This is a genomic window from Bacillota bacterium (assembly GCA_023511835.1).
Lineage (GTDB): Bacteria > Bacillota > Sulfobacillia > JAIMAT01 > JAIMAT01 > JAIMAT01.
On record JAIMAT010000068.1, the window covers coordinates 1 to 10,799 of the forward strand.

6 protein-coding genes are annotated in these 10,799 nt (G+C 75.7%); 2 read left to right on the forward strand and 4 right to left on the reverse strand.

Annotated elements, in window-relative coordinates; all coding sequences use genetic code 11:
• A partial coding sequence (locus tag K6U79_09185; protein MCL6522525.1) for an S-layer homology domain-containing protein occupies nt 1–2,611 on the forward strand: 2,611 nt, incomplete at its 5' end.
• A gap of 149 nt (nt 2,612–2,760) precedes the next feature.
• Entirely contained in the window at nt 2,761–5,292 is a 2,532-nt protein-coding gene (locus K6U79_09190) for a hypothetical protein (GenBank protein ID MCL6522526.1), read from the forward strand.
• 68 nt (nt 5,293–5,360) lie between these two features.
• Here K6U79_09190 and K6U79_09195 read toward each other — a convergent pair whose 3' ends face one another.
• Genes K6U79_09195 through fdhF form a run of 4 tightly spaced genes read right to left on the reverse strand, consistent with a single transcriptional unit; the run spans nt 5,361 to nt 10,690 of the window.
• Nucleotides 5,361–6,200 carry a formate/nitrite transporter family protein gene (locus tag K6U79_09195; GenBank protein ID MCL6522527.1) on the reverse strand — a complete coding sequence of 280 codons (840 nt, stop codon included), beginning with the start codon at nt 6,198–6,200 and terminating at the stop codon, nt 5,361–5,363.
• On the reverse strand, nt 6,197–7,120 hold the full coding sequence (locus K6U79_09200) for a formate dehydrogenase accessory sulfurtransferase FdhD (GenBank protein ID MCL6522528.1): 924 nt from the start codon (nt 7,118–7,120) through the stop codon (nt 6,197–6,199). Before K6U79_09200 ends, K6U79_09195 begins: the two co-directional genes overlap by 4 nt.
• A gap of 19 nt (nt 7,121–7,139) precedes the next feature.
• On the reverse strand, nt 7,140–7,667 hold the full coding sequence (locus tag K6U79_09205; GenBank protein MCL6522529.1) for a DUF1641 domain-containing protein: 528 nt from the start codon (nt 7,665–7,667) through the stop codon (nt 7,140–7,142).
• Entirely contained in the window at nt 7,664–10,690 is a 3,027-nt protein-coding gene (gene fdhF / locus K6U79_09210) for a formate dehydrogenase subunit alpha (GenBank protein ID MCL6522530.1), read from the reverse strand. Before fdhF ends, K6U79_09205 begins: the two co-directional genes overlap by 4 nt.
• Nucleotides 10,691–10,799: the final 109 nt, after the last annotated feature.

Sequence of the window (10,799 nt, forward strand, 5' to 3'; positions counted from 1 at the left end):
CGCCGACGTTCCCCCGGGGGCCTGGTATTACGCGGCCGTGGAGGCCGCCTCCGGAAACGGCCTCTTCAGCGGCGTGGCGCCCGGCCGCTTCGCCCCCGGCGCCACCGTCACCCGTGCCATGATGGCCACCGTGGCGGCGCGTGCGCTGGGCCTCGACCGCGTCGCCCGGGACCTCTCCGGGGCGGCGCTTCCCTACGCCGACGCCGTCGCGGTGCCCGACTGGGCGCGGGGGGCGGTGGCGGTGGCCGCCGACCTGGGTACCATGGTGGGGAGCGGTGGCCTCTTCCGCCCCGGCCAGCCGCTCACCCGCGCCGAGGCGGCGGTGCTGGTCGACCGCCTGCTGGGCGTGGACGGGGCGGCGGTGGCCCGCGAGGGCAACCGCGCCGTCGCCTACCTGAACGTGGAGAGCGACCGTACCGAGCTGAACGTGGGCGAGAGCGCGCAGCTGAGCGCCTGGGGCCATGACACCGCCGGCTACCTGATCCCGGCGGCCGTCTCCTGGAGCGCCGACGGTGGCAGCGTCGACGCCTCCGGGCGCTTCACCGCCACGGCGCCGGGCAGCGTCACCGTCGCCGCCTCGCTGCCGGGTCGCGCCGTCTCCAAGTCGCTGACGCTCCGCGTCCACCAGCCCGCGCGGCTGGTGCTGGGCGACGGCACGCCGCCGGCGGCGCGGGTCGGCGTCGCCTTTCCGCTGGCCGTGGCGGTCCTGGACAGCGCCGGCCAGGTGGACCCGGCCGACACCGGCCGCACCGTCGGCCTGACGCTCCAGGCGCCCGACGGGAGCGTGCGCACGCTCACCGCGTCGACGCGCGGCGGCTGGGCCAGCTTCCCGTCGGTCCGGCTCGACCAGGCGGGTGCGTACCGGCTCCAGGCGACGGCCGCCGGGCTTCCGCCGGTCTCCGCGGTCATCCAGGCGGTGGAGCAGCCGCTGGGCCGGATCGTCCTGGAGGGGGTACCCGCCGCGGCGGTGGCGCTGGGGCAGGCCACCCTCTCCGTCCGTCTGGTCCGGGCCGACGGCTCGCCGGAGAGCGCCACCTATCCGGTTCACCTGGCCAGCTCCGACGCCTCCGTGCTGGCGCTGCCTGCCTCCAGCGCGCTCGTCCCGGGGAGCGGCTGGTCGGGGAGCGTCCGCTTCCCGGCTCCGGGCTCGGCGACGCTGGAGGCCAGCGTGCCGGGGGGCGCCTACGAGAGTGCCGACGGGAGTGTGCAGGTCTCCCCGGCCGGCTCGCTCCGGCTGGCCGGCGCCTCGCCGGCCGAGCTTCAGGCGGGCCGGAGCACGCTCCTGACCGTCCGCCTCCTGGCACCCGACGGGACGCCCTGGCAAGGGGGGCCGGTGACCGTCACGCTGGTGCCGCACGGGCCGCACGGCTACGATCTGCCGCCCCTGACGGCCACCTCCCGGGGCGACCGCGCCGTCTTCACCTTCACCCCGCTCTTCTCCGGCTCCTACGGCTTCGCCGCCACCGCCCCGGGTCTCTCGGGCGACGACGCCGCCGGCCTCGTGCAGGTTCTCCCGGGACCCGCCGTCCAGCTGGCCGTCCACGCCGCGCCCTCCACGATCCTGGCGCCCGGGCAGAGCGCGCAGCTGACCGCCGAGCTGGCGGACGCCTACGGGAACCCCGTACCCGTCCCCTTCCAGCTTCGCGCCGTGGCCGCTCCGGGGGCCGGGACGCTCTCCGCGGTCCGCGCGCAGATGCCGGGTCCGGGCGTGGCGGCCACCTTCACCGCCGGGGCGGGAGGGACGAGCCGGACGGTCACCTTCTCCAGCCCCGACCACCCCGAGCTGGCCGCCGTCGGCCTCACCTTCCGCTCGCTGGCGTCACCTGCCGACGTGGTGGCCGGCAAGGGGCTCTGGCTCCTCTTCGGCGACTGGAAGTCCACACCCGACGCGCAGCTGATCGAGCGGGCGCTCGCGGGCGGCTATACCCACCTCTACCTCGAGGTGGCCACCACCTCGGACGGCTTCTACGGGCGGAGGGCGCTGGACGACCTGCTCTGGAAGGCGCATGCGGCGGGCCTCGCCGTCGTCGCCTGGACCTACCCGGCGCTCTGGAACCCGAGCGGGGACCTGGCGTGGAGCCGGCAGGTGATCGCCTACGCCACGCCCGAAGGCGATCGCGCCGACGCCTTCGCCCCCGACATCGAGGAGAACCTGGACACCCAGACCGTCACCTCCTACGTGGCGGCGGTGCGCCAGGCGCTGGACGCGCTGGGCCCGGCCGGGCGGCTGGTGGCCGTCACCTATCCGCCGCAGTCGCGGCCCGGCTTCCCCTTCGCCGCGCTGGCGGGCGCGGTGGACGCCTTCGCGCCCATGGCCTACTGGCACAACTACGAGGCGGAGTACAGCTACCTGCGCGCCTACCGCTACGTCCTCCAGGCGGTGCAGCAGCTGCGCCAGCTGGCCGGCGCTCCCGTACCGGTCAGCCCCGCCGGGCAGGGCTTCGACATGTTCTCCAGCTCGGGCAGCGGCATCTATAGCCCCACTGCGCTGGAGATCGAGGCGGCGGCGCGGGCCGCCCGCGACGCGGGCGCCATCGGCTTCTCCCTCTACCGCTGGGGGACGGCCACCGCCGCCGAGTGGCAGGCCATGAACGCCGTGCACCTTCCGTAGGCAGCCGGTCCGTCCGGCGACGGTCGCCCGCCTGCGCCCCCCGGCTCGGTACCGGGGGGCGCACCGGTGGCGGCCGGGCGTACCATCGAGGGGGACGGGGTTGCCGAGGCGCAGGGCCTGCCAAGGCCGGCGACGGGGGGGAGAGGGCGATGCCGGAGGCCTCCCGCAACCCGGGCGGGGTGCCCGGACGAGTCGAAAGCTGGAACCCGACGCTTTCCAACCAGCTCCGCCTGGCCCTCTACGCCTTCAGCCTCGGGTACGAAGAGGCGGCGCTCCTGACCCTGGTGCTGCCGCTGGTGCTCAGCCAGATGGCGCCGCCGGCCCCGGCGGCCGACCTGGTGCGGATGGCCATGATGGCGGCGGTACTCCGCCTCCTGGGGCTCCCGTTGGCCGGCCTCTACTCGGACGCGGTGCGGGTGCGCGGCGGCTCGCGCAAGCCGCTCCTTCTGGCCGGGGCCGCCGCCGACGCCGCCGGTCTCGTCCTGCTCCTGCAGGCCGCCGACCTGGGCCGCTTCGCCGCCGGCTTCTGGCTGGCGGCGCTGGGCGAGGGCGCCAGCCTGGCCGCCTATCAGGCGCTCTGGCCGGAGCGCGTGCCGGCGGGCGTGCGCGGCGCCGCCGCCGGTTACGCCGGGGCTGCGAGCCTGCTGGGCGCCGCCTCGGGGCTGGCCGCGGTCGCCCTGCTGGGCCAGCGTGGCGCGCTGGAGTGGATGCTGCTCCTGGTCCTTCTGGGCGCGCTGGTCACCTGGGGCGGGGTGCAGGAGGGCGGCTGCGCCGCCGCCCCGCGCGCCGACGAGGAGAGGGCGGCGGGCCTCCGTCACGACTTCCAGGTGATGTGGCTGGCGCGCTTCCTGGTCCTGCTGGGCGTCGACCTGCTCATGTTCTTCACCTTCGACTACTTCCGCCGGGTCCTGGGCCTGGCCGACCCGGCCGCCGCCACCGCCTCGACGGCGGTGCCGGCCGTCCTGGCGGCAGCCGCCGCCAGCCTCCTGTTCGGCTCCTGGTCGGACCGGGGCGAGCGCAAGCGGCTGCTGGCGCTGGCCGGACTGCCCATGGCGCTGGCGGCGGCGGCGCTGGCGCTGGCCCCGGCCGCGCGCTGGCTGCCGCTCCTGGCGCTGGCCTTCGGGGTCGGGCTGGGCGCCTTCCTGGCGGTGGACTGGGCGCTGGGGGTGGAGACGCTGCCCGACGGGCTCCACCTGGCGCGCGACCTGGGCCTGCGCGGCCTGGCCGCGGGGCTGCCGCTGCTGCTGGCGCCCGGCCTGGGCGGGACGCTCCTGGCCCTGGGCGGCGGCGAGGCGGCCCGAGGCTACCGCCTCCTCTTTCTGGGCAGCGGCCTGGCGCTGGCCGCCGGCTCGCTGGTCGCCCTCCGGGTGGGCGCGCGCCCGCTCAGCCCGCTGCGCTGGCTGCCCGTCCGGCTGCTGGCGGCGGTGGTGGTGCCCGTCTACTTGGCGCTTACCTGCCGGGTGGTGGTGGAGGGCCGCCTGCCGAGGAGGCGGGGGGCCACGCTGGTGGTGGTCAACCACCAGCACGACCTGGACAGCCTGGTGGTGGCGGGCCACCTGATGCGCTCGGGGCCCTTCCGCGACCCGGTCTTCAGCGCCGGCTCCCAGAGGATGTTCGAGCCCGGCTTCCTGGCCGGGCGGGCGCCGCGCTGGCTGGAGCCGTTCCTGCGCCGCGCCGACTGGAGCGGCCTCTTCCGGGCGCTGGGCATCCGGCCCGTCGAGAACCAGCCGCTCAGCCGGCCTCTGCGCAGCCTGGCGCTGGAGGTGATGCGCCGGCACGGCCCGCTGCCCCTGGGCGAGGTGCTGCGCCCGGAGGCGCTGGGGCGGCTGGCGCAGGCGGCCGGGCTGCCGCCCGCCGAGCTGCGCGGGCTGCCGCTGGGGAGGCTCTGGGAGGCGCGTCTCTTCCACGCCTCCGGGATGGAGCTCTCCGCGGCGGCGCTGGCCGAACCCTTCCGCAGCGAGGTGCGGCGGGCCACCCGCGCCCGGATCGAGCGCCAGCTGGCCGACCTGGAGCACCTCCTGCGGCGCGGCGCCACCTTCTACCTGACGCCCGAAGGACGCTTCAGCGAGGACGGCCGGCTGGGGAGGATGCGCGCATCGCTGGAGCGCCTGTTGCCGTTGGCCGAAAGCGTCTGGGTGGCGGCGGTCAGCTACGAGCCGTATGCGGGGCGGCGGCTGGGCGTCTTCGTCCGCCTGCGCCGCCTGGAGCCCGGCGAGAGACCGGAACGGGCGCTGGCGGCCGCCCGGCCGGTGACCATGACGCAGCTTCTGGCCACCTGGCTTCTGGAGCGGGACCGGCGGGGCGCGGGCGACGGGGTGGGAGCCGGGCAGGGCGAGCCGGCCGCCTTCAGCGAGGCGGAGGCGCTGGCCGGCGTGGCCGCCTGCCTGGAGGCGCTGCCCGAGGGGCTGCTCCTGGCACCGCCGCTCCGCCGCGGGCTCGGCCGGCCGCTGCGGGCGGCGCTGGCCGCCATGGTCCGGCGGGGGGCGCTACGCAGGCGGGGGGCGTGCTATCTGCCCGGTCCGGTCCGCCGCCATCCGCGCTTCCTGCACGTGGAGGACATGCTCGCCTACCAGGCGGGCCAGCTGGCCGAGAGCGTCGCCGCCTGCGCCGGCCCCCGGGGCGGCCGCCTCGCCGGCTCGGGCCTGGCGGGCCTTCCCGATCCGTCGGGCCGCGGCGGCTGAGGGCCGGAGAGGGAAGGCGGCACCGTGCGAGCGGCGCCGCCTACCACCCCGGCCCCCCGCCGGCGCCCTTACTCGCGCGCCGCCGGCGTCGCCGGCGCCAGCTCCACGCCGGCGGCCTCGCGCCGGGCGGCCGGCTGGCGCAGGTAGACGTACCAGTAGGCCGCCGCCACGAAGAGCCAGGCGCCCACCAGGTTGCCCAGAAAGGCCGCCGCCAGCTCGCGGAAGGCCTGGGCCCAGCCGAAGGGCGCCCCGACGAAGAGCGCCGCCGGCACGAAGAACATGTTGGCCACCACGTGCTGGAAGCCGATGCCGACGAAGGCCATGATGGGGAACCAGATGCCCAGGATCTTGCTGACCACGTCCTCCGAGCCCAGCGCCAGCCAGACGGCCAGCGCCACCAGCCAGTTGCAGCCGATCCCCGAGGCGACGGTGGCCAGGAAGCCCAGCTTCACCTTGGCCACCCCCAGCGCGACGACGGCCGAGCGGTAGGGCTCGGCGGTCAGCAGGCCGGCGGTGACGCCGAAGACGTAGGCGACGAAGAGCGAGCCCAGGAAGTTCCCCACCAGCGCCCAGAACCAGTTGCGCATCACGCCGCCCCAGCCGGTGCGCCCCGCGTGGGCGGCGATGGGCAGGACGGCCATGTTCCCCGTCAGGAGCTCCGCCCCGGCGACGACCACCAGCACCAGGCCGACTGGGAAGACGGCGGCCCCCAGGAAGCTGGCGAAGCTCCCCCAGATCTGCCTGGGCAGGCCCGCGGTCACGCGCACGTCCAGAAGGCCTCCCAGCGCGATGAAGGCGCCCGCCAGGAAGCCCAGCACCAGGAGCTGCCCGGTGGAGAGACGCGCCTTGGCCGCGCCCGCCTCCACGGCGGCGCGCGCGATCTCCGCCGGCGCCTTGAAGCCGCTCATCCCGCCCACCTCTCCTTTCCGCAGGTCAGGTCCCCGGAGGCGGTGGGCACCGCCCCCTCGCCAGCCTCCTCCAGCCAGAGCCGCCCGGGATGGGTGTAGACGTTGAGCCGGTCGCCGCGCGAGAAGCCGACCAGGGTGATGCCGAGGACCTCGGCGGTCTCCAGCGCCAGGCTCGATGGCGCGGAGACCGAGGCGACCAGGGGGATGCCCGCCGCGGCCGCCTTCTGCACGATCTCGAAGCCGGCACGGCCCGAGACCTGGAGGACCGCCGGCCGCTCCTCCCGCCAGGGGAGGCGCCCTTCCAGCCAGAGCCGCCCGATCACCTTGTCGACGGCGTTGTGGCGGCCCACGTCCTCCGCCGCCGCCAGCAGCCGCCCCTCGCCGTCGAAGAGACCGGCCGCGTGCAGGCCGCCCGTCCGGTCGAAAAGGGGCTGGACCGCGCGCAGCCGCCCCGGCAGGGCGGCCAGCAGGCCGGCCGGCAGGCCTCCGTCGGCGGCGCGGGGCAGGGGCGCGAGGCGGCCGACGCGGAGATCGTCCAGGCCAGCCTTGCCGCAGGCGCCGCAGGCCGAGTTGACGGCGAAGCGCCGCCCCCGGCCGAGCTCCGGCTCGGCGCCCGGCCGCAGCCAGACGTTGACCACGTTGTAGCGCTGTGCTTGGTCCACCTCGGGGTCGAGGCAGTAGGAGATGCGGGCCACCTGGCCGCGGTCGGCGAGGACGCCCTCGGTAAAGAGGAAGCCCGCGGCCAGGGCGAAGTCGTCGCCCGGCGTGCGCAGGACGACGGCGACGCTCTCGCGGCGCTCGAGGCTACCCCGGACCAGCCGGATCTCCAGCGGCTCCTCGGCGGCCACCTCGTCCTCGAAGCGGAGGAGGCGCCGGACCGGCGCGCCGGGCCCGTCGCCCGCCAGCCGTACGCCCAGCACCTGGCGGCGGACGGCCCGCCTAGACACGGCGGTCCGCCTCCCCGTCCGACCCGGCGGCGCAGCCGCCGGCCGCCCGCCCCAGCGCGGCCAGCCCGGCCAGGAGCGCCTGCAGGCCGCGGTTGACCTCGGGGTCGCGCGCCTGGCGGAGCAGGCCCAGCAGGCCCACCGGGCCGCCCGCGGCGAGCCGGCCGGCCGCCGCCTCCAGGGCGGGCGCCAGGGCCGCGCCCAGGCGCTCCACCTGGGCGGGCTCGATGCGGCTGAGCAGGCCCGCGGCGGCCACCAGGCTCTGCAGCGCGCGCAGGTTGCGCGGCCGCTCCAGCTCGGTCAGCGCGCGGGCGGCCACCCGGTCGCCGTTCTCCACCAGCGCCGCGGCCAGCCGCAGCCAGCCGTGCTCGTGGAGCGCGGCGAGGAGACGGAGCGCCTCCCGGATGGCTTCCTGGTGGCGGACCGCCTCGGCCAGCAGTCGCTCCAGGGCGAGGTCGCTCTCCTGGGCCCGACGCGCCTGGCGCTCCTCCTCCAGGTCGATGGGCTCGGCCACGCTGCTCACCCCCCCGCCGCCGGGCGCGAGGCTCCGCCGGGCGGCACGTAGTCGGGACGGCGCCACTTCCGCTCCACCTCGACCCCGCGCTGCGGGCGCGGCCGGCCGAAGCGCGCGTTGACGCGCGGCAGCGGCGGCCGGCCGTCGCCCTCCTCCAGCTTCTCCAGGCGGACGGGCAGCTCTTTGTAGGCGGGCGTGTGGGTGGCGCGGTCGGCCAGGCTGGAGGTGAGCAGGTTGACCGCCTCCTCGCCGGTGCCGTTCATGGGCAGGTAGAGCTCGCGGCCCCGGACGCGGTCGGTGACGAGGACGCGCACCTTGACCGCGCCCCAGCGGCTGACCAGGCGCACCCGGTCGCCGTCGGCCAGCCCGCGCTCGCGGGCGAGCTCCGGCGAGACCTCCACGAAGGCTTGCGGAACTTTGTGGCGGATGCCCTCGCTCCGGTAGGTCAGGTTTCCCTCGTGGAAGTGCTCCAGCAGGCGGCCGTTGTTGACGTGGAGGTCGAACTCCTCGTCGGTGGAGAGCGGCTCCTGCCAGCCCAGCGGGTAGAGCCGCGCGCGCCCGTCGGGGAAGTGGAAGCGGTCGGTGTAGAGGAGCGGGCTGTCGGTGCCGTCCTCGGCCACCGGCCACTGGAGGCTCCGGTACCCCTCCAGCCGATCGTAGCGGACGCCGGCGAAGAGGGGCGCCAACCGGGCGGCCTCCTCCATCACCTCGGAGGGGTGCGCGTACCGCCAGCCGGCCCCCAGGGCGTTGGCCACCATCTGCAAGATCTCCCAGTCGGGCCTGGAGTCGGCCAGCGGCTCCATCGCCCGGTAGAGGCGCTGGATGCGCCGCTCGGTGTTGGTGAAGGTGCCCTCCTTCTCCAGGCTGGGCGAGGCGGGGAGGACCACGTCGGCGTAGCGCGCCGTGTCGGAGAAGAAGATGTCCTGGACGACCAGGAAGTCGAGCTTCCTCAGCGCCTCGCGCACGTAGTTGGCGTTGGCGTCGACCAGCGCGATCTCCTCGCCGATCAGGTACATGCCGCGCACGCGGCCGGCGTGGATGGCGTCGATCATGCGGTGGTTGTCCAGGCCGGGCTCGGCGGGGAGGCGGACGCCCCAGGCCTCCTCGAAGCGGCGGCGCGCCTCCTCGTCCTCCACCTTCTGGTAGCCCGGCAGGTAGTTGGGCATGGCGCCGAAGTCGCTCGTCCCCTGCACGTTGTTATGGCCGCGCAGCGGGTAGGCGCCCGTGCCCGGCCGGCCGTAGTTGCCCGTCACCAGGAGCAGGTTGGAGATGGCCGTGGCGGTGTCCGAACCGCACTGGTGCTGCGTGACGCCCATCGCCCAGAGGGCTGCGACGCTTCCCGCCTCGTGGATCATCTCCGCCAGGCGGACGAGCTGCTCTCGGGGCACGCCGCTCACCCGCTCGGCAAACTCCAGCGTGAAGGGCTCAAGGCTCTTCCGATACTCCTCCAGGCCCCGGACGCGCCGCTCCAGGAACTCCCGGTCCTCCCAGCCCCGTTCGAGGAGGAGGCGGGTGACCGCCGAGAGCCAGACCAGGTCCGTCCCGGGGTTGGGGTGGATCCAGAGATCCGCCCGGCGCGCCATCTCGTGCCTGCGCAGGTCGGCCACGACCAGCTTCTGGCCGCGGAGCTTGTGCGCCCGCTTGACGCGCGAGGCCAGGACCGGATGCGACTCGGCCGTGTTGGAGCCGACGATCAGCACCAGCTCCGCCTGCTCGATGTCCCGGATGGAGCCCGAGTCGCCGCCGTACCCCACCGTCCGCCAGAGGCCCATGGTGGCCGGCGACTGGCAGTAGCGCGAGCAGTTGTCGACGTTGTTGGTGCCGAAGAGCTGGCGCGCCAGCTTCTGCAGGAGGTAGGCCTCCTCGTTGGTGCACTTGGAGCTGGCGACGAAGGCGAGCGCGTCGGGGCCGCTCTCGCCGGCGATCTCGCGCAGGCGGCGCGCCACCAGCCCCACCGCCTCCTCCCAGGAAGCCTCCCGGAAGCGGTTCCCCTCGCGGACCAGCGGCCGGCGCAGGCGCTCGGGACTGTTGACGAACTCCCAGCCGAACTTCCCCTTGACGCAGGTGGAGATGCCGTTGACGGGCGCCTCGGGGCGGGGCTGCACCTTCAGGATCTCGCGCCCCCGCGTCCAGACGTCGAAGCTGCAGCCGACGCCGCAGTAGGTGCAGACGGTCTTGGTGACGCGCACGTCGCTCCGCCGCAGCTCGGCCTCCACATCGCTGACCGCCATCAGCGGCGCGTAGCCGGGCTCCAGCGCCTTGGTCAGCTCCACGAGCGAGCGCTTGGTCTCGCGGGCGAGGCCGGTCAGGAGGCCGGCCCGGCCCAGCATGGACTTCTCCATGAGCGCGTTGACGGGGCAGACGGTGACGCACTGGCCGCAGGCGACGCAGCTGGACTGGTCGACGGGCACGTCGTCGTCCCAGATGACGCGCGGGCGCTCGCGCTCCCAGTCGATGCGGAGCGTCTCGTTGACCTGGACGTCCTGGCAGACCTCGACGCAGCGGCCGCAGAGGATGCACTGGTCGGGGTCGTAGACGTAGAAGGGGCTGGAGTCGTCCACGGGGTAGCCCTTGGGACGGAAGGGGCGGCTCTGGCGCTCGATGCCCATCCGCTCCACCGTCTCGTGGAGCGCGCAGTCGCCGTTGTTGTTCTCGCAGACGGTGCAGTAGAGCTCGTGCTCGCGGAGCAGCCGCTCCACCGCCTCGCGGCGGGCGGCGCGCAGCTCCGCGCTGGCGACCACCACCTCCATGCCGTCGCGCGCCGGCGTGGCGCAGGCGCGCACCACCTCCCCGTCCGCCCGGACGAGGCAGGCGTCGCAGGTCTGGAGCGGGCCCAGGGAGGGGTGGTAGCAGATGTGGGGGAGGTCGTAGCCGTGGCGGAGCAGGACCTCCAGCAGAGGGGCGCCGGCCTCGGCCGCCATCTCGCGCCCGTCCGCCAGCAGCCGGACGGCAGGCGGCGCGGCGGCCTCGCCCAGGCCGGCCGCGCCCGCCGTTCCGGGCCGTTCCAACAGGAATGCGTCGGCGGGGTCCATCTCTCCCGCTTCCCTCCTTCCGCGCGCTGGCTCCCCCGGCGCGCGCCCGCCCGGCCGGAGGCGCGGCTGCGGGAGGGCGGGCGTAGCTCCCCTCCCCGCCGGGGACGAA